Source organism: Enterobacter mori LMG 25706 (genome assembly GCF_000211415.1).
In the GTDB taxonomy this organism is placed as follows: domain Bacteria; phylum Pseudomonadota; class Gammaproteobacteria; order Enterobacterales; family Enterobacteriaceae; genus Enterobacter; species Enterobacter mori.
In genome coordinates this window covers 703,371-727,354 of sequence record NZ_GL890775.1, presented here as the reverse complement: position 1 = coordinate 727,354, position 23,984 = coordinate 703,371, and the positions used below count along the sequence as shown (strand labels likewise).

20 protein-coding genes are annotated in these 23,984 nt (G+C 53.3%); 4 read left to right on the top strand and 16 right to left on the bottom strand.

Annotation, left to right across the window (positions count from 1 at the left end; translation table 11 throughout):
- Positions 1–72: 72 nt before the first annotated feature.
- The 12 genes from kdsB to ENTMO_RS0108415 all read right to left on the bottom strand — a co-directional run bounded on the left by kdsB (position 73) and on the right by ENTMO_RS0108415 (position 13,964).
- The gene (kdsB, locus tag ENTMO_RS0108470) at positions 73–819 is read right to left on the bottom strand and encodes a 3-deoxy-manno-octulosonate cytidylyltransferase (protein WP_010429271.1); all 747 of its coding nucleotides are present in this window, start codon (positions 817–819) and stop codon (positions 73–75) included.
- Positions 816–998, bottom strand: coding sequence for a protein YcaR (gene ycaR / locus ENTMO_RS0108465; RefSeq protein WP_006174474.1), 183 nt, complete (start codon positions 996–998; stop codon positions 816–818). Before ycaR ends, kdsB begins: the two co-directional genes overlap by 4 nt.
- Before the next feature lie 45 nt (positions 999–1,043).
- Positions 1,044–2,273: a winged helix-turn-helix domain-containing protein gene (locus tag ENTMO_RS0108460; RefSeq protein ID WP_010429267.1), complete on the bottom strand. Its 1,230-nt coding sequence runs from the start codon at positions 2,271–2,273 to the stop codon at positions 1,044–1,046.
- A gap of 44 nt (positions 2,274–2,317) precedes the next feature.
- The gene (gene lpxK, locus ENTMO_RS0108455) at positions 2,318–3,295 is read right to left on the bottom strand and encodes a tetraacyldisaccharide 4'-kinase (protein ID WP_010429264.1); all 978 of its coding nucleotides are present in this window, start codon (positions 3,293–3,295) and stop codon (positions 2,318–2,320) included.
- Positions 3,292–5,043, bottom strand: coding sequence for a lipid A ABC transporter ATP-binding protein/permease MsbA (gene msbA, locus ENTMO_RS0108450; RefSeq protein WP_010429262.1), 1,752 nt, complete (start codon positions 5,041–5,043; stop codon positions 3,292–3,294). The genes lpxK and msbA overlap by 4 nt, the downstream gene beginning before the upstream one ends.
- Before the next feature lie 36 nt (positions 5,044–5,079).
- Entirely contained in the window at positions 5,080–7,344 is a 2,265-nt protein-coding gene (locus ENTMO_RS0108445) for a ComEC family protein (protein ID WP_010429259.1), read from the bottom strand.
- A gap of 213 nt (positions 7,345–7,557) precedes the next feature.
- On the bottom strand, positions 7,558–7,845 hold the full coding sequence (ihfB, locus tag ENTMO_RS0108440) for an integration host factor subunit beta (RefSeq protein ID WP_003858233.1): 288 nt from the start codon (positions 7,843–7,845) through the stop codon (positions 7,558–7,560).
- 170 nt (positions 7,846–8,015) lie between these two features.
- Positions 8,016–9,689, bottom strand: coding sequence for a 30S ribosomal protein S1 (gene rpsA, locus ENTMO_RS0108435; RefSeq protein WP_010429251.1), 1,674 nt, complete (start codon positions 9,687–9,689; stop codon positions 8,016–8,018).
- Positions 9,690–9,798: 109 nt separating this feature from the next.
- Complete coding sequence (cmk, locus tag ENTMO_RS0108430; RefSeq protein WP_010429248.1) at positions 9,799–10,482, bottom strand: (d)CMP kinase; 684 nt, start codon at positions 10,480–10,482, stop codon at positions 9,799–9,801.
- Between the two features lie 185 nt (positions 10,483–10,667).
- Positions 10,668–11,951: a 3-phosphoshikimate 1-carboxyvinyltransferase gene (gene aroA, locus ENTMO_RS0108425; RefSeq protein ID WP_010429243.1), complete on the bottom strand. Its 1,284-nt coding sequence runs from the start codon at positions 11,949–11,951 to the stop codon at positions 10,668–10,670.
- A 69-nt stretch (positions 11,952–12,020) separates the two neighbouring features.
- The gene (gene serC, locus ENTMO_RS0108420; RefSeq protein WP_010429240.1) at positions 12,021–13,109 is read right to left on the bottom strand and encodes a 3-phosphoserine/phosphohydroxythreonine transaminase; all 1,089 of its coding nucleotides are present in this window, start codon (positions 13,107–13,109) and stop codon (positions 12,021–12,023) included.
- Between the two features lie 162 nt (positions 13,110–13,271).
- Positions 13,272–13,964 (bottom strand): DUF421 domain-containing protein, encoded by a 693-nt coding sequence (locus tag ENTMO_RS0108415; protein WP_010429236.1) that lies wholly within the window; start codon positions 13,962–13,964, stop codon positions 13,272–13,274.
- Positions 13,965–14,091: 127 nt separating this feature from the next.
- On the opposite strand from ENTMO_RS0108415, the gene ycaO reads away from it, so the two are divergent.
- From ycaO to pflA, 4 genes are all read left to right on the top strand, one after another.
- Positions 14,092–15,852 carry a 30S ribosomal protein S12 methylthiotransferase accessory factor YcaO gene (ycaO, locus tag ENTMO_RS0108410; protein WP_010429234.1) on the top strand — a complete coding sequence of 587 codons (1,761 nt, stop codon included), beginning with the start codon at positions 14,092–14,094 and terminating at the stop codon, positions 15,850–15,852.
- 405 nt (positions 15,853–16,257) lie between these two features.
- Positions 16,258–17,115, top strand: a complete 858-nt coding sequence (gene focA / locus ENTMO_RS25880) for a formate transporter FocA (RefSeq protein WP_010429231.1) — start codon at positions 16,258–16,260, stop codon at positions 17,113–17,115.
- Positions 17,116–17,166: 51 nt separating this feature from the next.
- Entirely contained in the window at positions 17,167–19,449 is a 2,283-nt protein-coding gene (pflB, locus tag ENTMO_RS0108400; protein WP_010429228.1) for a formate C-acetyltransferase, read from the top strand.
- 203 nt (positions 19,450–19,652) lie between these two features.
- Positions 19,653–20,393, top strand: a complete 741-nt coding sequence (pflA, locus tag ENTMO_RS0108395) for a pyruvate formate lyase 1-activating protein (protein ID WP_010429226.1) — start codon at positions 19,653–19,655, stop codon at positions 20,391–20,393.
- Between the two features lie 37 nt (positions 20,394–20,430).
- On the opposite strand, the gene ENTMO_RS0108390 is transcribed toward pflA, so the two are convergent.
- The 4 genes from ENTMO_RS0108390 to ENTMO_RS0108375 all read right to left on the bottom strand — a co-directional run bounded on the left by ENTMO_RS0108390 (position 20,431) and on the right by ENTMO_RS0108375 (position 23,981).
- Positions 20,431–20,952 carry an anti-virulence regulator CigR family protein gene (locus ENTMO_RS0108390; protein WP_010429223.1) on the bottom strand — a complete coding sequence of 174 codons (522 nt, stop codon included), beginning with the start codon at positions 20,950–20,952 and terminating at the stop codon, positions 20,431–20,433.
- Positions 20,953–21,075: 123 nt separating this feature from the next.
- Complete coding sequence (locus tag ENTMO_RS0108385; RefSeq protein WP_010429220.1) at positions 21,076–22,224, bottom strand: MFS transporter; 1,149 nt, start codon at positions 22,222–22,224, stop codon at positions 21,076–21,078.
- Positions 22,225–22,498: 274 nt separating this feature from the next.
- A complete protein-coding gene (locus ENTMO_RS0108380; RefSeq protein ID WP_010429217.1) occupies positions 22,499–23,362 on the bottom strand; it encodes a dimethyl sulfoxide reductase anchor subunit family protein in 864 nt (287 codons plus the stop codon).
- Position 23,363: 1 nt separating this feature from the next.
- Positions 23,364–23,981, bottom strand: coding sequence for a DMSO/selenate family reductase complex B subunit (locus tag ENTMO_RS0108375; RefSeq protein WP_010429214.1), 618 nt, complete (start codon positions 23,979–23,981; stop codon positions 23,364–23,366).
- Positions 23,982–23,984: the final 3 nt, after the last annotated feature.

Sequence of the window (23,984 nt, the reverse complement as noted above, 5' to 3'; positions counted from 1 at the left end):
GATCAATTAAGAGTAAGAAAGAAAAAATTGTGGGGTGAGAACATCCCCCCGTAAGGAGGGATGGAGGCAAAATTAATGCAGTTCGGCGCGAACGCGCTCAAGATCTTCCGGCGTATCAACGCCCGTTCCGGGAACTTCTTTGGCAACGGCTACGTGGATTTTTTCGCCATACCAGAGCACGCGGAGCTGCTCCAGCATTTCAATATGTTCCAGCGGGCTTGGTGCCCAGTTGACATAGCGGCGAATGAAGCCCGCACGATAGCCGTAGATCCCAATGTGGCGCAGGAATGAATCACCGATGGTCTCTTTCGATACCGCAAAGCGATCGCGATCCCAAGGGATCGTCGCGCGAGAGAAATAGAGCGCATAGCCCTCGGCATCCATAACCACTTTAACCGCATTCGGGTTGAATGCTTCTTCAGCATGATGAATGGGTACCGCGAGGGTGGCCATGCCAACCTGTCGCTGCGCCAGATTTTCCGCTACCTGGCGAATAATAACCGCCGGGATCATCGGCTCATCGCCCTGCACGTTGACGATGACCGTATCATCGCTGAAACCGCATTTCTCAACCACTTCCGCCAGACGCTCAGTGCCGGACTGGTGATCGGCGCGAGTCATGCACACTTCCCCCCCCGCCGCTTCAACCGCTTGCGCCACGTCCGAGTGATCGGTTGCCACGATGACGCGGTCTGCACCCGATTCACGCGCACGCTCCAGGACATGCACAATCATTGGCTTACCGTTGATATCTACCAACGGTTTACCCGGCAGACGCGTTGATGCATAGCGCGCCGGAATAATGACAACGAAACTCATGGCTTGCTCTCTTCTGCCACCAGGGAACGGGCTTCATTCTCCAGCAGGACCGGAATACCGTCCCGCAGCGGGAAAGCCAGACTGTCCAGCTTGCAAATCAGCTCTTGTTTATCCTGGCTGTAGTAGAGTTTGCCGTTGCACACTGGGCAGGCAATAATTTCAAGTAAACGGTGATCCATAGTTCCTCCGTATGGGTAATCGCTAAAGCTTAACACATTCCCTTTTCAGGGAGTGTCTGTTTCCCAACCACTTCGGCAGGTTGTAAACAGCCCGTCCGGCATACGGCCCAGCGTCACGCTGCTCGCCCCTTGCCAGCGCGCAAAATCGCTAATGGCGGATGATAATCCTTTCTCCAGGGTAGCCGTCGCCTTAACCCCGTCTTCAAGATACAGCGCGATGATTTCAAGCGTCCCGGTTTTGCGGTGCATTTTGGCATCCATGCGTCCCACCAGTTGCCCTTTATGCAGCAGAGGCAAAACGAAGTAACCGTACTGGCGTTTTGGCGCGGGGGTGTAACACTCAAGCCGGTAGCTGAAATTAAACAGCTGCTCGGCCCGTTTTCTGTCCCAGACGACCGGGTCGAAAGGTGACAGTACCGCGCTGTGCGTGGCCTGGAGCTTACCTTCCAGCGCCTGTGGTAAAAGCGGGAGCAAATCGGCATGCAGCCACATCTCGCCCAGCGTTTCGACAGCGGCAGGTATGACGCGCTGCTCGCGCTGCCACATCTCCAGCAACGGTTTTAGCGCAGGCTGACGGAGTCGGTAGTAGTCTGCCAGCCATTGCGGACGAAAAATCCCCAGACTGCGGGCGCTGTTCTCCAGCATGATGGCTTCGGCCGCTTCCTGCGTAAGCAGGTCACGCTCATCGTCCCAGTGCGGCATCACGCGGTGCGTCAGGTCGTATACGCGCTGAAAGTTACGTCGTTCCACAACCATCACTTTACCGGATGTAAACAGCCCCTCCAGATGACGTTTATGCGGTTTCCACTCCCACCATCCGCTCGCCCCTTTTCGCGGATGCTCAAAATCAGCCGAACGCACCGGACCGTTTTCCTGAATATGCGCGATAAGCTGCTCAATTTCAGCGGCGTGTTCATGCATCCACTCCTGACGATATTTCCAGCCCATCTTATCCGGAGAGAGCATGCGGTGACGAATCAGCGCGAAATCACTGCGGGGCAGGAAACAGGCTTCATGTGCCCAGTATTCCATTAGCTCACCCTGACTAAGCGCATTGTCTAGCCACTGCGGCTGATAATTTCCCAGACGGCTGAAGAGCACCAGGTAAGGGCTTCGCGCCACGATGTTGATGGTATCGATTTGCAGCAACGACATGCGCTGTACGGTGGAGAGAATGTCAGAGGGTTGTGCGCGACGGCGAGGCTTTTTAAGCAGCCCCTGGGCAGCAAGGTGTAAATGACGTGCGGCTGAAAGCGAGAGTTGCGGTAAAGACATGCGTTTTCCTGTCAGTCAAAGCGCCACCAGAACCGCGTAAGCGTTTATCGCACCAACGCAATCAGTTCCTTGAGCAAGTGTTCCGGCTGCTCGCCGCTGAGTTCAGCGTCAACCGGCAGATACCACCAGTTTTCTTTCGCAAAGGCGCGGCATTTCACCGCATCTTTTTCGGTCATGATCAGCGACTGCCCGGGTACGGTCAGGGCGTCTACCTGACCTTCCACCAGCGCCTGGTGGTCTGCCAGCGGAACGCGTTTTTCTGGCCGGGCACCACACTGCTCCAGCGTCGCGAAGAAGCGCGGAGGGTGACCAATACCCGCCATCGCCACCAGTGCAGACAGCTGTTCAACCGCCTTACGCTCGCCCGTTAACAGGTTAACCGCCATGCCAGGCTGAAGATGCATAGGGATTTCCCCTGGCTTAGCCTGGCCACCGTTAACAATGACCGCATCAACGGACTGAAGACGCGACGCGCGTTCACGCATCGGGCCGGCAGGCAGCCGCCAGCCGTTGCCAAAACGGCGCACGCCGTCGATAACCACAATCTCTTTATCACGCGCCAGTGCGTAATGCTGAAGGCCATCGTCGGTGATAATGATGTCCACAGCGTGCCCGGCAAGAAGCGCCTGAACGGCGTCGCTGCGCACGGGTGAGACCGCAACCGGCACACCTGTGCGCTGATAGATCAGGACAGGTTCATCACCCGCTTCGGCCGTTGTTGTATCAGCCGTAAGCAGAAGCGGATAGTGCGTCGCTTTACCACCATAGCCGCGCGATACAACCCCTGGGCGAATACCGCGCTTTTGCAACTGCTCCACCAGCCAGATCACCACCGGCGTTTTGCCGTTCCCACCAGCGGTCAGGTTACCGACCACCACAACCGGAACCGGTGCGCGCCAGGCGCGCTTCAGCCCCAGGCGGTACATCAGACGAATGGCACCGCTCACCAGGCCATAGAGCCAGGAGAGCGGCAGAAGCAGTCGCCACAGTGGTGATTCACCTGACCAGATGCGTGCAATCATTGTTGACCGAACTGCATCTTATGAAGCTGAGCGTAGACGCCACGGTGGGCGAGCAGATCGGCATGGCTGCCCCGCTCGACAATCACGCCGTCCTCTACCACCACGATTTCATCAGCCTGTTCGATGGTCGAGAGACGGTGCGCAATCACCAGAGAGGTACGGTTCTTCTGCAGTTCGTCCAGCGCTGACTGAATAGCGCGTTCAGATTCAGTATCCAGCGCGGACGTCGCTTCATCCAGAATCAGGATTGGGCTGTCGCGCAGCAGCGCACGCGCAATGGGGATACGCTGACGCTGACCACCGGAAAGGAGCACACCGTTTTCACCAATGATGGTATCCAGACCGTTATCCATCTTGTTGATGAAGTCCATCGCATACGCCATGCGTGCGGCATTCTCGATCTGCTCGCGGCTGTACTCTTCAGTACGGGCATAGGCGATGTTGTTGGCAACCGTGTCGTTGAACAGATGCACGTTCTGAGAAACCAGTGCAACCTGGTTACGCAGCGACTGCAGGGTATACTCCCGCAGGTCATGACCATCTAACAGGATTTCACCTTCATCAATGTCGTAGAAGCGCGTAATCAGGCTGGCAATGGTTGATTTACCCGAGCCGGAACGGCCCACCAGCGCAACGGTTTTACCTGCTGGAATCGTCAGGTTGATATTACGCAGTGCAGCCACTTCGCGGCCTGGATAGGTAAAGGTCACATTGCGGAATTCAACGTCTCCGTTTGCACGCTCAATCACGCGCGTACCTTCATCTTTTTCCTGCTCGGAATCGAGAATGCTGAACAACGTCTGGCATGCTGCCATCCCGCGCTGGAACTGCGCGTTCACGTTGGTCAGGGATTTCAGCGGACGCATCAGCGCAATCATGGAGGAGAACACTACGGTGATGGTCCCTGCAGTCAGGGTCTCCATAACGCTCGGGAAGCTCGCTGCATACAGAACAAATGCCAGTGCCAGTGAGGCAATCAGCTGAATGATAGGATCGGAGATAGAGGAGGCCGACACCATTTTCATTCCCTGCAGGCGCATTTTATTGCTGACCTTATCAAAGCGCTTGGTTTCGACTTCCTGACCACCAAAGATCAACACTTCTTTGTGGCCTTTCAGCATCTGTTCAGCGCTGGTCGTGACCTGCCCCATCGTATTCTGCATATTCTTACTGATATTGCGGAAACGCTTTGAGACGACGCGGATAGCAATGGAGACAACCGGTGCCAGCACGATCAGGATGAGCGACAGCTGCCAGCTGTAATAGAACATCATGATAAACAGGCCGATGATCGATGCGCCTTCACGGACCACGGTAATCAGCGCGCTGGAGGACGATGATGCCACCTGCTCTGAATCGTAGGTAATACGTGACAGCAGCGTGCCCGTAGACTGTTTATCAAAGAATGAGACCGGCATGCCCATCATGTGACCGAAGAGTCGGCGACGCATGGACATTACCACTTTTCCTGATACCCAGGAGATACAGTAACTGGAGATATAGCTGGAAATACCGCGTAAGATCATCAGCCCAATAACCACCAGCGGCATCCATAGCAGCACTGAGCGATCCGTTTTACCAAAACCGTCATCCAGTAACGGTTTGAGGAGCGATAGCATAAAAGTATCGCTGGCTGCGTTGAGGATTAACGCTACGCCCGCCACGATCAAGCCTGCTTTGAAAGGGGCAATCATCGGCCAGAGTCGGCGGAACGTTTGCCACGTGGAGAGATCTTTGTCGTTATGCATTCAAAAAACCAGCATTTGTTGAAATAGCCGCATATTCTACCCGTTATCTACGGGCGCGCCAAACCACTGATGATACCAACGCGGTAAATTGTGCTCACGCAGGCGTCGGATCTGCCTGTTATGTTGCGAAAATGTCACCGATATTTGTCCAGAATGAGGGGTGTCTAGCCAGGTATATCCCTCTTTCCCGTAGCGCCGCACCACTTTCGCGGATGGAAAATGCCACGCGTTATAGCGGGCTGCAGAGGCCAGCGCTATTTTCCCTTCTGCACGCTGCACCAACGGCATAGAAGACGAGGTGTTGCTGCCGTGGTGAGGTACCTGAATGAGTGTAGACGCAAGATTGCGCCAGCGGTGGCTCAGCATTGCCATTTCAGCCTGTGCTTCAATATCCCCGGTCAGCAGGATGCTCTGCTCACCGTCGTCGATCTTAACCACGCAGGAGCGGTTGTTACCTTTGGCGTGCTCTTCATCAGGCGGCCAGTGAACGCTGAACGTTAGCCCTTGCCACTGCCATTGCTGCCCACGAAAACAAGGAAGATGTCCATCCTGGTGCAGCGGACTCCTCACCCACATTTCGGGCCAGGTTTTTTGCAGCGATGCCAGTCCTCCCGCGTGGTCGAGATGCTCATGACTCAGGATCACCCCTTCTGGATTCAGGTGATGCCAGCGTAACCATGGAATGATCAACTGCTGCCCGCTATCGCCCCCCGGCCAGGCCAGCCCGGTATCGTATAAAATAGCCCTCCCCTGACGTTCAATTACCATTGCCAGCCCCTGCCCGACATCCAGCATGTGCAGCGTCCAGCCGTTAGTTTTATCCGTTCGCCACAAAGGAAGTGCGAGCATAATACTTGCTGTCAGACATACAGCCGGTAGAACCTTCCAGCTTCGAAAACGCCAGCCGATAATGGCAAGCCAGGGTAGCAGCATCAGGTATTGCCAACGTTCATCAACATCTAGCCAGCCGTCTGGCAAACGAGTCAGCAACCCGAATAACCCTGCCAGAGACTTATCGGCCGCATACCAGACAGCGTTCTCCAGTAACGCCAGCGGAAAAAGATGGAGCAGCATACCGAGAAGGATCAGCGGCACGGAAATAAACGTGACCAGCGGAACAGCAAACAGATTCGCGAGGAATGAAGACAGGCTGAAACCATGAAAAATCAGCACCTGCAGCGGAAGCAGCAGGCACAGCATTCCTGTCTGCAGATGAATGAGATTTGCCAGAGGTTTTATTCGGCGGATCCAGCGCCCGTTCGGAAGCGGTAGCCACTGGTACCAAAAAATTAATGCCGCGACCGCAAACGCCGACAGCGCAAAGCTTTGCGACAGAACAACCACAGGGTCAAAAATCAGAATTGCCGCCACGCAGGCTAACCAGATCTGCCAGGGAGACCATTGACGGCCGCTAATCCGCAGCACAGCCACCACTGAGAGAGAGACAACCGTGCGCATTGCGGGCGGCTGCATCCCCGTTAACCATGCATAAAAAGCCGCAAAGCACAGACCTGCAAGCATGGGAAATTGCCAATGGATAGCGTGGCTCGGCAGGAAATATTGCAACCCTCTTGCCAGTAACCAGATGATGGACGCAGCCAGCGCGATGTGCAGACCCGAAATCGCCATCAGGTGTATTGTTCCTGTCTCGCGCATGATATTTTTTATCTCACGCGGTACATTCAGGCGCTCCCCCATCCCCAGCCCAAGGATCACCGGCCCCCACTGATATGCTGTGAGTACGTTTTGCAGTGAGCCCAGGTACCGTGAACGCAGGCTACAGCGTGCGTCAACAACCTCAGCATGCGTAAAACGCCCGCTCAGCGTTTGATGTCGGGCAAAAGCATTTTTCTGCGAATCGTAGCCACCATCGTTTAATTCACCATGTACCGCTCTAAGACGCAGCACCATGGCCCAGCGTTGACCAGCACACGCTTTTTGGGGCAGGTAATTGCCATACAGCGTCACCCCAGTGACGCCCCACCAGCGTTTTCCGTTGAGGCTGACAATGTTTCCTTGATGCATTGTTGCGCCGTCGGTTGCTGTAATGACCACCTCCGCCTGCTGCGGCCCTGTCGTGAGATGATTCAAAGGCCAAATGCTCTCCTGCGCCGCTAATACGCCCCAGCAAAAAAAGAGCAACCCGATACCTGAGAACGTTAGCCATCGTCTTTGCTGCGCGGCTAACGCGATACCTGCGGCAATCATCATCCAGACGCTCTCTGGCTCCGGTACAACAGGTAACCAATAGAGCGGAATAATGGCCAGAATGGCGCAAGCACTGACAATGTGGATCCCCATTTATACCTCCCGGTTTCGGGCAGTATGCCGTGAGAATAGCGTGTCGTCAGACAGGAAAAAGGGGCGTTACGGCGGGCGCTGCAACGTTTTTAGCGGTTTGCAGAAAAGCCAGCATGGAAATGCGTGACGCATTCAGAAATGCAGACGAGAGGCACAAAAAAAGCACCCGCAGGTGCTTTCTTTTAAACCCAGTTTAGCCATTATGGCTAAAACTCAGTTGCCGTAAATATTGGCGCGATCGCGCAGTTCTTTACCCGGCTTAAAGTGCGGAACGTACTTGCCTTCCAGCTCAACTTTATCGCCAGTCTTCGGGTTACGCCCGGTACGTGGAGCACGATAGTGCAGAGAAAAACTACCGAAACCGCGGATTTCAATGCGCTCGCCCTGGGCAAGAGTGGTGGCCATATGCTCCAGCATCTCTTTAACAGCATCTTCCACAGCCTTTGCAGGGATGTGCGGTTGCTGACTGGCAAGTCTTTCAATCAATTCTGACTTGGTCATGATTCCTCCGGTTCGTTTCAAGCCAATTAGCTGGACAGCTCATTAAACAAGGGCGGCCGTAGCCGCCCTTTGTTATTGATTACAGGACGAATCCTGCAATCTGTCAAGTCTGCTCCTCATCCTTCTCGCTGTAAATACGTTACAGCTCAAATGATGGTGAGAACTTGATATTACTCGCCTTTAGCTGCTTTGAAAGCTTCAGCCATTGCGTTGTTAGAGAAGTTTGCATCTTCCTGTTTGTTAACAGTTGCGATTGCATCTTTCTCATCAGCTTCGTCTTTAGCACGAACAGACAGGCTGATTGCGCGGTTCTTACGGTCAACACCGGTGAACTTAGCTTCAACGTCGTCGCCAACGCTCAGAACCAGAGTGGCATCTTCAACGCGGTCACGTGAAGCTTCGGAAGCGCGCAGGTAACCTTCAACGCCGTCAGCCAGTTCTACGGTTGCGCCTTTAGCGTCAACTGCAGTCACTTTACCGTTTACGATTGCGCCTTTCTTGTTCAGTGCAACCCAGTTGTTGAACGGATCTTCTGCGAGCTGTTTAACGCCCAGGGAGATACGCTCACGCTCTGCGTCAACCTGCAGAACAACTGCAGCGATTTCGTCGCCTTTTTTGTATTCACGTACTGCTTCTTCGCCTGCAACGTTCCAGGAGATGTCAGACAGGTGAACCAGGCCATCGATGCCGCCGTCCAGGCCGATGAAGATACCGAAGTCAGTGATAGACTTGATTTTACCTTCAACACGGTCGCCCTTGTTGTGGGTTTCCGCGAACTGCTGCCATGGGTTGTTTTTGCACTGTTTCAGGCCCAGGGAGATACGACGACGTTCTTCGTCGATATCCAGAACCATCACTTCCACTACATCACCAACGTTAACAACTTTGGATGGGTGGATGTTTTTGTTGGTCCAGTCCATTTCGGAAACGTGCACCAGGCCTTCAACGCCTTCTTCGATTTCAACGAAGCAGCCGTAGTCAGTCAGGTTGGTAACGCGACCAGTCAGTTTAGTACCTTCTGGGTAACGCTTAGCGATAGCTACCCATGGATCTTCGCCCAGCTGTTTCAGGCCGAGGGATACACGAGTACGTTCGCGGTCAAACTTCAGCACTTTAACAGTGATTTCGTCGCCAACGTTCACGATTTCGCTTGGGTGCTTAACGCGTTTCCACGCCATGTCGGTGATGTGCAGCAGACCATCAACGCCGCCCAGGTCAACGAATGCGCCGTAGTCAGTGAGGTTCTTAACGATACCTTTGACTTCCATGCCTTCCTGCAGGTTTTCCAGCAGCTGATCGCGTTCTGCGCTGTTTTCGGATTCGATAACGGCACGACGGGATACAACAACGTTGTTACGCTTCTGGTCCAGCTTGATTACTTTGAACTCAAGCTCTTTGCCTTCGAGGTGCAGGGTGTCACGGACTGGACGAACGTCTACCAGTGAACCTGGCAGGAACGCACGAATACCATTCAGCTCAACAGTGAAGCCGCCTTTAACTTTGCCGTTGATAACACCGACCACAGTTTCAGCTTCTTCGTAAGCTTTTTCCAGCGTGATCCAAGCTTCGTGACGCTTAGCTTTCTCACGGGACAGCAGGGTTTCACCGAAGCCGTCTTCCACTGCATCCAGAGCAACGTCAACTTCGTCACCAACCTGGATTTCCAGCTCGCCCTGGGCGTTTTTGAACTGCTCTGCCGGAATGGCGGACTCAGATTTCAGACCGGCGTCAACCAGTACTACGTCTTTGTCGATAGCAACAACAACACCACGAACGATGGAACCCGGACGGGTTTCGATTGTTTTTAAGGATTCTTCAAATAGTTGAGCAAAAGATTCAGTCATGTTTAATCTTCAGGTTAAGATAACGTCCACCTGGCTCCATGCCGGATGGGGTTGTTTCACATACCCGCCGTCAATCCATTGCAGCGGGGTACTACTAAATCGGTCGCGATTACGCGAGTGCCAGTTTCTGGCGCGCATATTGTAGCGCTTTTTCAATCACTTGCTCAATAGTTAAACTGGTTGAATCCAGCACTAATGCATCTTCTGCAGGAACAAGTGGGGCGACGGCGCGGTTACGATCGCGGTCATCGCGCTCTTTTATCTCGGATAAAAGGCGATCAAAGTTAACACTAAACCCCTTTTCCTGCAACTGAAGCATGCGGCGTTGCGCACGTTCTTCCGAAGAGGCGTCGAGGAAAATTTTCACTGGCGCATCAGGGAATACCACCGTTCCCATATCACGTCCGTCAGCGATCAGACCAGGGGCTTCACGGAAACCACGCTGGCGGCGCAGCAAGGCTTCGCGAACGCGCGGGAAGGCTGCGACCTGGGAGGCCGCGTTAGCGACTTCCTGAGTACGAATTTCCCCGCTGACGTCCTCTCCTTCCAGGATCACTTCAAGGTTGCCATCAGTCGAAACAAAACGCACATCCAGATGCGCAGCCAGCGGTACCAGCGCTTCTTCAGAGGCGACATCCACATGGTGATGCAGCGCAGCCAGAGCCAGCACGCGATAGATTGCTCCCGAATCTAAAAGATGCCATTGCAATGCTTCTGCCATCGCTTTGCACAGAGTACCTTTCCCTGCGCCACTAGGCCCATCAATGGTGATTACCGGGGCAAGTGCCGTCATCTTTTTCTCCTTAAATAAGGCATACCGTTTACATGAACGCCGCGCATTATACGCGCCAACGTGCGCAACTGTTACCTTTGCGTGCAAATTACAGAATGATAGAAGCAGAGTGTAGAAGAAATGAGCGGGAGTGTTCGTCAGGAAGCGTAAGGAAATGTCGCATCGGATGATGCGGCATGAGGGTATCAGGCCAGCGTACTAATGCGCGCCAGCTGCTCGAAGTAGTCCGGGAACGTTTTCGCCGTACATTTCGGGTCAAGAATGGTCACAGGCGTGTCTGACAACGCCACCAGCGAGAAGCACATCGCCATACGGTGATCGTTATAGGTGCCGATTTCCGCAAACTGCAGTTTTGCCGGCGGGGTCACGCGAATGTAGTCTTCGCCCTCTTCCACCTCTGCGCCGACCTTACGCAGCTCGGTCGCCATCGCGAACAGGCGGTCAGTCTCTTTTACGCGCCAGTTGTAGATATTACGCAGCGTGGTAGTGCCTTTGGCAAACAGCGCCGCCGTGGCGATGGTCATCGCCGCATCCGGGATATGGTTCATGTCCATGTCGATGGCATTCAGCTCGCCGTGGGTACAGGAGATAAAGTCATCGCCCCAGGTAACAACCGCGCCCATTTTTTCCAGCACGTCCGCAAAACGGATATCGCCCTGCACGCTGTTACGGCCAATACCGGTCACTTTTACCGTGCCGCCTTTAATCGCACCCGCGGCCAGGAAGTAGGACGCGGATGACGCATCCCCTTCAACCAGGTAGTTGCCCGGAGACTGGTACTGCTGTGCCCCGCGCACCACGAAGCGCTGATAAGACTGGTTTTCCACCTCAACACCGAAGGTTTTCATCAGGTGCAGCGTGATATCAATGTACGGTTTAGAAACCAGATCGCCTTTAATCGCGATCACCGTATCCTGTGGTGCCAGCGGCGCGGTCATCAGCAGTGCCGTCAGGAACTGGCTGGAAACGCTGCCGTCCACCTCAACGTTACCGCCGGTAAAACCACCGCGCAGACGCAGTGGTGGATAGTTTTCCTGCTCCAGATAGTCAATCTGCGCGCCGCCCTGGCGTAAGGCATCGACCAGATGGCCAATCGGACGCTCTTTCATACGCGGTTCGCCGGTCAGCACAATATTGTTGCTGCCCAGACACAGGGCTGCCGCCAGCGGACGCATCGCGGTACCCGCGTTACCCAAAAACAGCTCAAGCTCTTCAGCGGAACGTAATGCGCCGCCGTTGCCGGTGACTTCACAACGGGTACGATCGTCAGAGAGAGTGTAATGAACGCCCAACGCTTTCAGTGCATTGAGCATATGGCGCACGTCATCGCTGTCCAGCAGGTTTGTGAGGACGGTGGTGCCGTTTGCCAGAGCTGCCAGCAGCAGAGCGCGGTTCGAGACACTTTTTGAACCAGGCAGATTGATGGTGCCATCTACCCGCGCGATAGGTTGTAACGTCAGGGATTCCATGAAAACTAAACTCTCAACTCAACATAATAAAAACCCCGCAGGAATGCTGCGGGGGTGAATAACAGCAAATTAACCGTGACGACGTTCGAAGTCGATCATGAAATCGGTCAGCGCTTTGACGCCTTCAAGCGGCATAGCGTTATAGATGGAGGCACGCATGCCGCCCACCACACGGTGGCCTTTCAGCGCGTGCAGACCCGCAGCGAAGGACTCATCCAGGAAGGCTTTATCCAGGTTGCTGTCGGCCAGCTGGAACGGCACGTTCATGCGGGAACGGTTAGCGATGGCCACATCGTTACGGTAGAAATCGCTCTTGTCGATCACGCCGTACAGCAGTTCAGCCTTCTGCTGGTTAACCTTATCCATCTGCGCCACACCGCCGTTTTGCTTCAGCCATTTGAAGACCAGGCCGGAAAGGTACCAGGCAAACGTTGGTGGCGTGTTGAACATAGAATCGTTATCGTTCAACACGGTGTAATCGAGAATCGACGGGCAGGATTTGTGTGCTTTGCCCAGCAGGTCTTCACGCACAATCACAATAGTCAGCCCCGCAGGGCCGATATTTTTCTGTGCGCCAGCGTAGATCACACCGTAACGGCTAACGTCCAGCGGCGTGGAAAGAATGGTCGAAGAGAAGTCCGCGGTAACAACCACGTTTTCACCAAAGTTTGGCTCTTCATGGATGGCGATACCGTCAATGGTTTCATTCGGACAATAGTGGAGATAGGCTGCGTTATCAGAAACTTGCCACTCGCTCATCGGCTTAACGCCGCGCAGGCCGTCAACGGTCACTTTGGCGTCGATAACATTCGGTGTGCAGTACTTATGCGCTTCTTTGACAGCGCTGGCCGCCCAGTAGCCCGCGTCCACATAATCAGCGGTAGTTTTGTCTCCCAGCAGGTTGAGCGGGATACCGGCAAACTGACCGCGCCCACCGCCGTGGCAGAACAATACTTTGTAGTTCGAGGGAATGTTCAGCAGATCGCGAAAATCCTTTTCTGCCTCTTCCGCCACCTGAATAAACTCTTTACCACGGTGGCTAACTTCCATCACCGACGTACCCAGACCGTTCCAGTCACACAGCTCCTGTTGAGCCTGTTTAAGCACGTCTGCCGGTAACATTGCCGGACCTGAACTGAAATTAAAGACTTGAGCCATTTCCCCTCACCACGCTAAAAGCCATAAGTTATAACTGTGGATATCGGTTTTATCATTCAGTGACACGCGCCGCAATGTCTAAAACTTATGACCCATGAAATGTGCCCCGCGTCACACAAAACAATCTGCCGCCTCGCTAAGACAAAACCGACAAAATGCCTGTCATGTGATACGTTTGGCCCGGCTAACCTTCGTCCATTCCGGATTTGCACAGCGGGGGCATAATTGACGATCCCCCGGCTGCATCGCCACAACGTGGCTACATCTTACGCAAGCATATTCACCTGATTCAGGTACCGTTCTGAAACGCTCAATCAGCATATCCGGCAAGATACACAGTCCCGGCTTCACCTCGTCGTCAGAATAGTAATAGACGCTGATCTGCCCGTTGGTTTCCATGATCGCCAGCCGCACCTGCCCGAGCTGTTCAACGCTGTTCAGGCGTAGCTCCATAAAGAACTCAAACTCCGTCATATTGGCGCTTTGCACGTTTTCCCAGGCCAGCTGTCCGTCCTCGACGATAACGACCGGCTTCCCTTCAAGTAGATCTTCCAGCTTTTCGCTTTTCGACATCAGCCACATGACAAGACGGTAAAGTAGCGCCAGTGAGACAAAAACGATAAACGCCGGCACCATCGGCACATCGTCATAAAAGGCGACGTCCCCCGCCGCTGACCCCAGCGTCAGGATAATCAACACTTCAAAGAGCGACATCTGCCGCACGCCGCGACGGCCAGTGATTTTAAGAAACAGGAAGACGAGTACGAAGGTATACAGGCTGCGCAGCGCCACTTCGCCCAGAAACTCAGGAGGAACTTTATCAAACGCCATCCGTTGGAGATCAAATGCTTTCATTTTTCTATGCCTTAACAGTCAGTTACTGCCACTAAGCATAGCCCAGCCTTTTATTTTCGCCGAAGATAGCACCCGTCACGCAAAACCCGTATCATTGCGCGCTTTACGTACGATAAAAGTGAACGCCATGACTCAAACGTTTATCCCCGGCAAAGACGCCGCTCTGGAAGATTCCATCGCTCGCTTCCAGCAGAAACTGACCGACCTGGGTTTTAACATTGAAGAAGCCTCCTGGCTCAATCCGGTGCCGCATGTCTGGTCCGTGCATATTCGCGATAAAGACTGTGCCCTGTGCTTTACCAACGGTAAAGGCGCGACAAAAAAAGCGGCACTGGCCTCTGCGCTGGGTGAGTATTTTGAGCGTCTGTCCACCAACTATTTCTTCGCTGACTTCTGGTTGGGCGAAACCATCGCTAACGGCCCGTTCGTTCACTATCCGAACGAAAAATGGTTCCCGCTGACCGAAGACGACGAACTGCCGGAAGGCATTCTCGACGCGCGCCTGCGTGCGTTCTACGATCCAGATAACGAACTGACTGCCAGCATGCTGATCGATCTGCAGTCCGGTAACGAGGATCGCGGTATCTGCGCCCTGCCGTTTACCCGCCAGTCAGACGAAAAGACCGTTTACATCCCGATGAACATCGTCGGTAACCTGTATGTATCTAACGGTATGTCCGCTGGTAACACCCGCAATGAAGCGCGCGTGCAGGGTCTGTCTGAAGTCTTCGAACGTCACATTAAAAACCGCATCATCGCCGAATCCATCAGCCTGCCAGAAATTCCGGCAGACGTGCTGGCGCGCTATCCGGGCGTGGTGGAATCCATCGCTAAGCTGGAAGCAGAAGGTTTCCCAATCTTTGCCTATGACGGCTCGCTGGGCGGCAAATATCCCGTTATCTGCGTCGTACTGTTTAACCCGACCAACGGCACCTGCTTCGCCTCCTTCGGCGCGCACCCGGACTTCGGCGTGGCACTGGAGCGTACCGTCACCGAGCTGCTGCAGGGCCGTAGCCTGAAAGATCTCGACGTGTTCACCCCGCCAACCTTTGACGATGAAGAAGTGGCCGAGCATACCAACCTCGAAACCCACTTTATCGACTCCAGCGGTTTGATCTCCTGGGACATGTTTAAGCAGGATGCAGACTATCCGTTCGTGGACTGGAGTTTTGCCGGTACCACGGAAGAAGAGTTCGCCACGCTGATGGCAATCTTCAAAGCGGAAGACCAGGACGTCTATATTGCCGACTACGAACACCTTGGCGTCTACGCGTGCCGCATTATCGTTCCTGGCATGTCCGACATCTACCCGGCTGAAGATCTGTGGCTGGCGAATAACAGCATGGGCGCGCACCTGCGCGAAACGCTGCTGGCCCTGCCGGGCAGCGAGTGGGAGAAAGAAGATTATCTGAACCTGATCGCCCAACTGGACGAAGAAGGCCACGATGACTTCACCCGCGTGCGTGAACTGCTGGGTCTGGCGACCGGTAAAGACAATGGCTGGTACACCCTGCGTATTGGTGAGCTGAAAGCGATGCTGGCGCTTGCGGGTGGCGATCTGGATCAGGCCCTGGCCTGGACCGAGTGGACCATGGAATTCAACCAGTCCGTCTTCTCAGCCGAGCGCACCAACTACTACCGCTGTCTTCAGACGCTGTTGCTGCTCGCTCAGGAAGAGGACCGTGAACCTCTGCAGTACTTGAATGCCTTTGTTCGTATGTACGGTGCAGATGCCGTCGAAGCAGCCAGCGCGGCGCTGAGCGGCGAAGAGCCGTTCTATGGCCTGCAGGCTGTTGATAGCGATCTGAAAGCCTTCCCGGCACATCAGTCGCTGCTGAAAGCGTATGAAAAATTACAGAAGGCAAAAGCCGCTTACTGGTCAAAATAAGCGCACATAACATTACCAGATGTAGGCGTATCCAATCGTCTGGGCTATATTACGGGGCAATTTCATTGCCCCTTTTTTTATTTTTTCGGTAATGACGTTTGATTGTAATAATTAAGTTAATTACGGGTAAATATAATAATACTTACCTGGGCTGGACTGTTACTTTTTGTGGTAAATACTCCATTTTAATTAACTGTTTTACGGGAGGCCTAACGAAAAAATTCAACTCTTTTCATAACTTTTAAAATTTATTTTTATACGGATAATCAAATACTTACTCCGTATTCGCTGTAAATCCATACACATTGCGGGCCTATAAGCCAGGCGAGATATGATCTATATCAATTTCTCTTCTATAATGCTTTGTTAGTATCTCGTCGCCGACTTAATAAAGAGAGAGTTAGTGTGAAAGCTGACAACCCTTTTGATCTTTTACTCCCAGCTGCAATGGCCAAAGTTGCCGAAGAAGCGGGTGTCTATAAAGCAACGAAACACCCGATGAAGACGTTCTATCTGGCGATCACGGCTGGTGTGTTCATCTCAATCGCTTTCGTCTTCTACATCACTGCCACCACCGGTACTGCCGGGATGCCTTTCGGCATGGCCAAACTGATTGGCGGCATTTGCTTCTCACTGGGTCTGATTCTTTGCGTCATCTGCGGCGCCGACCTTTTCACCTCTACGGGGCGGATTGTTGTGGCGAAAGCCAGCGGAAGAATTGCCTGGGGTCAACTGGCACGCAACTGGCTAAACGTCTATGTTGGTAACCTGATTGGCTGTCTGCTCTTTGTTCTGTTGATGTGGCTCTCTGGCGAGTACATGACCGCCAACGGTGGCTGGGGGCTTAACGTCCTGCAAACCGCTGACCACAAAATGCACCATACATTTATCGAAGCTGTTGCTCTCGGCATCCTCGCAAACCTGATGGTCTGCCTGGCCGTCTGGATGAGCTACTCGGGTCGTAGCCTGATGGACAAAGCCATGATTATGGTTCTACCGGTTGCGATGTTTGTTGCGAGCGGCTTCGAGCACAGTATTGCGAATATGTTTATGATCCCAATGGGGATTGTTATCCGCAACTTTGCGAGCCCGGAGTTCTGGACCGCAGTTGGTTCAAATCCGGAAAGTTTCTCTCACCTGACAATCATGAACTTCATTACTGATAACCTGATCCCTGTCACTATCGGGAACATTATCGGTGGGGGTCTGTTAGTTGGGTTGACATACTGGGTCATTTACCTGCGTGGCGACGACCATCATTAATGGTTGTCTCAGGCAGTAAATAAAAAATCCACTTAAGAAGGTAGGTGTTACATGTCCGAGCTTAATGAAAAGTTAGCCACAGCCTGGGAAGGTTTTGCGAAAGGTGACTGGCAGAATGAAGTAAACGTACGTGACTTCATTCAGAAAAACTATACCCCGTATGAAGGTGACGAATCCTTCCTGGCTGGCGCAACTGACGCGACCACCAAGCTGTGGGACAGCGTAATGGAAGGCGTTAAACTGGAAAACCGTACTCACGCGCCAGTTGATTTTGACACCTCCGTTGCATCAACCATCACTTCTCACGATGCTGGCTACATCAACAAAGCCCTTGAGAAAATCGTTGGTCTGCAGACTGAAGCACCACTGAAACGCGCAATCATCCCGTTCGGTGGCATCAAAATGGTTGAAGGTTCCTGCAAAGCGTATAACCGCGAGCTGGACCCAATGCTGAAAAAAATCTTCACCGAATACCGCAAAACCCACAACCAGGGTGTATTCGATGTTTACACCAAAGACATTCTGAACTGCCGTAAATCTGGCGTTCTGACCGGTCTGCCAGATGCGTATGGCCGTGGCCGTATCATCGGTGACTACCGTCGCGTTGCGCTGTACGGTATCGACTTCCTGCTGAAAGACAAATACGCGCAGTTCGTTTCCCTGCAGTCTGACCTGGAAAACGGCGTAAACCTGGAAGCGACTATCCGTCTGCGTGAAGAAATCGCTGAACAGCACCGCGCACTGGGTCAGATCAAAGAGATGGCTGCTAAATATGGCTGCGATATCTCTGGTCCTGCTACCAACGCTCAGGAAGCTATCCAGTGGACCTACTTCGGCTACCTGGCCGCGGTTAAGTCTCAGAATGGTGCAGCAATGTCCTTCGGTCGCGTATCCACCTTCCTGGATGCGTACATCGAACGTGATATCAAAGCAGGCAAAATCACCGAGCAAGACGCTCAGGAAATGATTGACCACCTGGTCATGAAACTGCGTATGGTTCGCTTCCTGCGTACCCCTGAATACGATGAGCTGTTCTCTGGTGACCCAATCTGGGCAACAGAATCAATCGGTGGTATGGGCGTTGACGGCCGTACTCTGGTAACCAAAAACAGCTTCCGCTTCCTGAATACCCGGTACACCATGGGTCCTTCTCCGGAGCCGAACATCACCGTTCTGTGGTCTGAAAAACTGCCTCTGAACTTCAAGAAATTCGCCGCTAAAGTGTCTATCGATACCTCTTCTCTGCAGTACGAGAACGATGACCTGATGCGTCCGGACTTCAACAACGATGATTACGCTATCGCTTGCTGCGTAAGCCCAATGGTTGTTGGTAAACAAATGCAGTTCTTCGGTGCGCGTGCAAACCTGGCGAAAACCATGCTGTACGCAATCAACGGCGGCGTTGATGAAAAACTGAAAATGCAGGTTGGTCCTAAGTCTGAGCCGATCAAAGGCGACGTTCTGAGCTTCGACGAAGTGATGGATCGTATGGATCACTTCATGGACTGGCTGGCTAAACAGTACGTCACTGCGCTGAACGTTATCCACTACATGCACGACAAGTACAGCTACGAAGCCTCTCTGATGGCACTGCACGACCGTGACGTGGTTCGCACCATGGCATGTGGTATCGCGGGTCTGTCCGTTGCCGCTGACTCCCTGTCTGCAATCAAATATGCGAAAGTTAAACCAATTCGTGACGAAGACGGCCTGGCTGTAGACTTCGAAATCGAAGGTGAATACCCGCAGTTTGGTAACAACGACTCTCGCGTTGATGACATGGCGGTTGACCTGGTAGAACGTTTCATGAAGAAAATTCAGAAACTGACGACTTACCGTAACGCTATCCCGACTCAGTCTGTTCTGACCATCACCTCTAACGTTGTGTATGGTAAGAAAACCGGTAACACCCCAGACGGTCGTCGTGCTGGCGCGCCATTCGGCCCAGGTGCTAACCCAATGCACGGTCGTGACCAGAAAGGTGCAGTTGCCTCTCTGACCTCCGTTGCTAAACTGCCGTTTGCTTACGCGAAAGATGGTATCTCTTATACCTTCTCTATCGTGCCAAACGCGCTGGGTAAAGACGACGAAGTGCGTAAAACTAACCTCGCGGGTCTGATGGATGGTTACTTCCACCACGAAGCGTCCATCGAAGGTGGTCAGCACCTGAACGTGAACGTAATGAACCGTGAAATGCTGCTCGACGCGATGGAACACCCTGAGAAATATCCTCAGCTGACCATCCGTGTATCTGGCTACGCAGTACGTTTTAACTCCCTGACTAAAGAACAGCAGCAGGACGTTATCACCCGTACTTTCACTCAGTCCATCTAACTGGAATTGACTGAAATCACGCGTTAAAAAGCGTACAATAAAGGCTCCACGTCAGTGGGGCCTTTTTAGCACCCTCTCCATCTCAGTCTCTTTTGTCCGCTATCTATACTTAATGGATAACAGCCAAAACAGACTTAACACAGCCGGTTTTGAGCTGTGCATACACAGGCCCCGGACGGGCCGATGCTGGAGATATCACCGCAATGTCAATTATTGGTCGCATTCACTCCTTTGAATCCTGTGGCACCGTCGATGGCCCGGGCATCCGCTTTATCACCTTTTTCCAGGGCTGCCTGATGCGCTGCCTGTACTGCCATAACCGTGACACCTGGGATACGCATGGCGGTAAAGAAGTAACCGTTGAAGATCTTATGAAAGAGGTGGTGACCTACCGCCACTTTATGAACGCGTCCGGCGGCGGTGTCACCGCGTCCGGCGGCGAGGCCATCCTGCAGGCTGAATTTGTCCGCGACTGGTTCCGTGCCTGCCGCAAGGAAGGTATCCATACCTGTCTCGACACCAATGGCTTTGTACGCCGCTACGATCCGGTTATTGATGAACTGCTCGAAGTGACCGATCTGGTCATGCTCGATCTCAAACAGATGAATGATGAGATCCACCAGAACCTGGTTGGCGTCTCCAACCACCGCACGCTGGAATTTGCCAAATACATTGCCGACAAAGGCATCAAAACCTGGATCCGCTATGTGGTCGTGCCGGGCTGGTCAGATGATGATGATTCCGCGCACCGTCTCGGCGAATTCACCCGTGATATGGGCAACGTGGAGAAAATTGAGCTTCTGCCCTATCACGAACTCGGTAAACACAAATGGGTGGCGATGGGTGAAGAATATAAGCTTGATGGCGTGAAGCCGCCAAAAAAAGAGACGATGGAACGCGTCAAAGGTATTCTTGAACAGTACGGCCACAAGGTGATGTATTAAAGAAAAGGCCCGGTGAAAACCGGGCCTTTTCTGTATTCTATTTGAAGACGCCATTAATAACGGAGGTTACAATCGCGGTACTCAATGCGATTAAGACCAGGTCATCCCCCACCACCCGCCATTCATAGCCCGGATAAGAAGGAAGTTGGCCCAGCATAGAAGCTGGCACAGTTTTCTTCGCAATGCCCGGAGGCAGCGGTTTACCGCGCGCCAGGTTTTTTGCGATCCCCGGAGGCAGAGAATCATAGCCCGTTAAGCCGTAATTCAGTGCCAGATGGCGGGCATGATCGAAGCTCACACGAACGTCGACATCATTACTGACATCTTTGCTGTTTTTGAAGCTCTTATCCGATTTTCCCGGATTGTCCTTACCGTTATTTTGCTTATTACCATGGTCACCAGAATTCCCGTTGCCATGATTGCCGCTATTACCTTGTCCACCACCGTTTCCGTGACCACCGTCATTCCCATTTCCAGGATTAGCCATGACCGGAGCGGTTGCAAACGTTAAAGACAACACTACGGCAAGCGCAGTAGTGGAAAAACGACGAATAGACATGATGACTGCCTTATTGTGGTAGGACTGCTGTGAATTATCGCCTGGTGAGATAAACACACAATAAGTAAAACTCTTAGTTGTGATGGGGACAAAAAAGCCTGTCATCGACAGGCTTTTATTTAATCAGGCATGTGCCACTGGCGTTGGGTGCTCGCCCGCTTTGCGCAGTAGCATTAAGAGATAAATAAACGATACGCTGGCGATCATGATAAACAGCAGGTTATCGGAATAATTCTGCATCAGCATCGCGGTAAACGTCGGCCCTAATAAACTGCCGATGGTATAGCTCAGTAACAGCGCCTGATTCATCGCCACCAGCTGGTGATGTTCAACTTTCTCACAGGCCCAGGCCATCGCAACAGGATAGAGCGTAAAGCCCGCAGCCCCAAGTATAAACAGGGCCGGTGCCATGGCGGCATTGCTGAGCATCGCAAGGCATCCCATGATCACCACGAAGACCTGAACGCGCAGCACCAGCAGGCGACCAAAGCGGTCAGCCAAACGACCAATAGGCCACTGCCCAACAATCCCGGCGCTGACCATCACCGCCATCCAGAACCCTATTCCGGAATCGCTCACGCCCTGATGATTCAGGTAGAGCGGCATCAGGCCATAGAGCGAACCCAACACAATCCCGGAAATAATACAGCCGTTAATCCCCAGGCGTGCATGGCGCAGCCTCAGCATCGGCCAGATGTGGGTCGCTTCCTGATGCTCACTGTTCTGGTTCACAATGCGCGTAAACAGCAGAGGCAGGATTGCGGCCAGCACCATGCCCGTTACCCACGGCAGAACGCTCATCAGGTCGGTTGGCAGCTTGCTCACCATCAGTTGCCCCAGCACGGTGCCGACGTAGTAAACCATCATATAGGCGGCAAGCAGGCGTCCGCGGTTACGTGACGTGCCGCTGCACATCAGCGCACTTTCAACCACCACCCAAATCATCGCGCAGCCTACGCCAGCGATAAAGCGCCATGCCATCCAGCTCCAGAAACCAACCATCAGTCCCAGCCCGGCACATCCGGCGGCAAAAATCAGCGAAGCCAGATAATAGCTGCGATTAAAGCCAAAACGCTTGATCAGGCTACCGGTTAATAATGTGCCCAGCAGATTCCCGGTAAAAAAGGACGAGCTGACCATACCCACCTGCCAGGTCGGTAAGTTTTCATGGGCGAGCCACAGCGGGACGAGCGTATTTAACACTGCGATCGCCAGGGTCAACAGAAGCAGGCCACAGAGCAACAGAAGCACTGGCCGGGTATAGGTGGTCATGGATTAAAAACCGTGAGGAAGTTCAGATTTCGTGCGCATCATGCCACTGGCAAAAACAAAGTCAATCCACTGATTTAAGCGCCACGCACAATATGATCCCTGTCGATTTAAAAAACTTATCCTGCTAATGCCACGCCTGCTATAGATATTAATTATGTCTCTGTTTTTATTTATTAATGCCCGAAATTAAAACAAAACGACAGTCGAAAAATTTCATGATTGAAAAAAGAGAAGCCAGGCGCTCGGGCCCGGCTTGATAGAACTAAATACAACGCTAACTGGCGATAGCCATACCAACGGTCATATGCAACCCGTAGAACACTCCGCGGCCAATCAGTTCACCCGCCAGTACCAGCACAAAGGCCAGTGACAGCAGCGGCAGCGCGGGCTGATAACCTTTAAGCTGAGGGGCGATCCAGAATACCAGCGCCGCGACCAGCAGAACGATGCGCCAGGCCATCAGAGAACCGTAATCCGGGACCAGGGCAGAGGCCTGCTGAATCGAACTGTGAATCGTTGCCAGCTCCGCCCCTTGCATCAGAGCAACCACAGCGCTCACGACCAAAGCCAGCAGCGATACGGCAGGCAGCAAACGCATTGCCCAGCCATCCACACCCGCGACGCGCAGCAGCAGGTAGCCGAGCAGCGGCCCGCCAATAAACATCGTCAGGAAGAAGCTCATCGGTGTCCAGATGCTATACCAGGTTGGGACAGTATCAATGGTGTTATAGACACGCACCATCATCCACACGAACACCACGCCCAGCACCATCGTCACAGTCAGCCACAGGCTACGCAGCGCCGCAGGCAATTTATTCAGCGCGGCCAGCAGCCAGCCCAGCCCGCCAACAGCAAAGAAAATCGCCCCACTGGCAATCTCGTTACTGAGAGATGATGCCCCCACGCGGTTCAGAGAGTTGAACGCGCGCATTGGTGAACCGAGGTGCAGCGTAGAAGCAATAAAGCCAAGCCCCATCAGTACCCACAGGCCAAACATGTTCAGCACCAAACGCTGCTGCTGTTCTGCGTTGAGATTACCCTTCAACAGCGCCAGCGCGAGCACAATAAAGCCACCCGCAACGCACTGCCCAAAGACCGTGAAGATCATCAGCGGCCATTCATGCCATCCACTTCCCATCTCACACCTCCTTCGGGTTTGCCAGATAGCCGGTGGTATCACCTGTAGGACGGCTGTTGGCGTTAGGTTTAATCACAATGCTCGGCTTCGTGAAGTGCGCGGACGGCAGCGGCGCAACGGCAGCAAGCTGGCCATGTTTTTTACGCAGCTCTTCAATTGGGCCAAAGTCCAGCGCGCGTAGCGGGCAGGATTCCACGCAGATCGGTTTTTTACCGTCGGCCACGCGGGAGTGGCAGCCGTCGCACTTGGTCATATGGCCTTTTGCTTCGTTGTACTGTGGTGCACCGTACGGACACGCCATGTGGCAATAGCGGCAGCCGATGCAGACATCTTCGGCCACCACCACAAAGCCGTCTTCACGCTTGTGCATCGCACCGCTCGGACAGAGTTTGGTACAAGCCGGATCTTCGCAGTGGTTGCACGCAATTGACAGGTAGTAGGCAAAGACGTTCTGATGCCAGACGCCGTTATCTTCCTGCCAGTCGCCACCGGCGTATTCGTAAACACGGCGGAAGCTCACGTCCGGCGTCAGGTCTTTGTAATCTTTGCAGGCCAGCTCGCAGGTTTTACACCCTGTGCAGCGGCTGGAATCAATAAAAAATCCATACTGGGTTGTCATCGG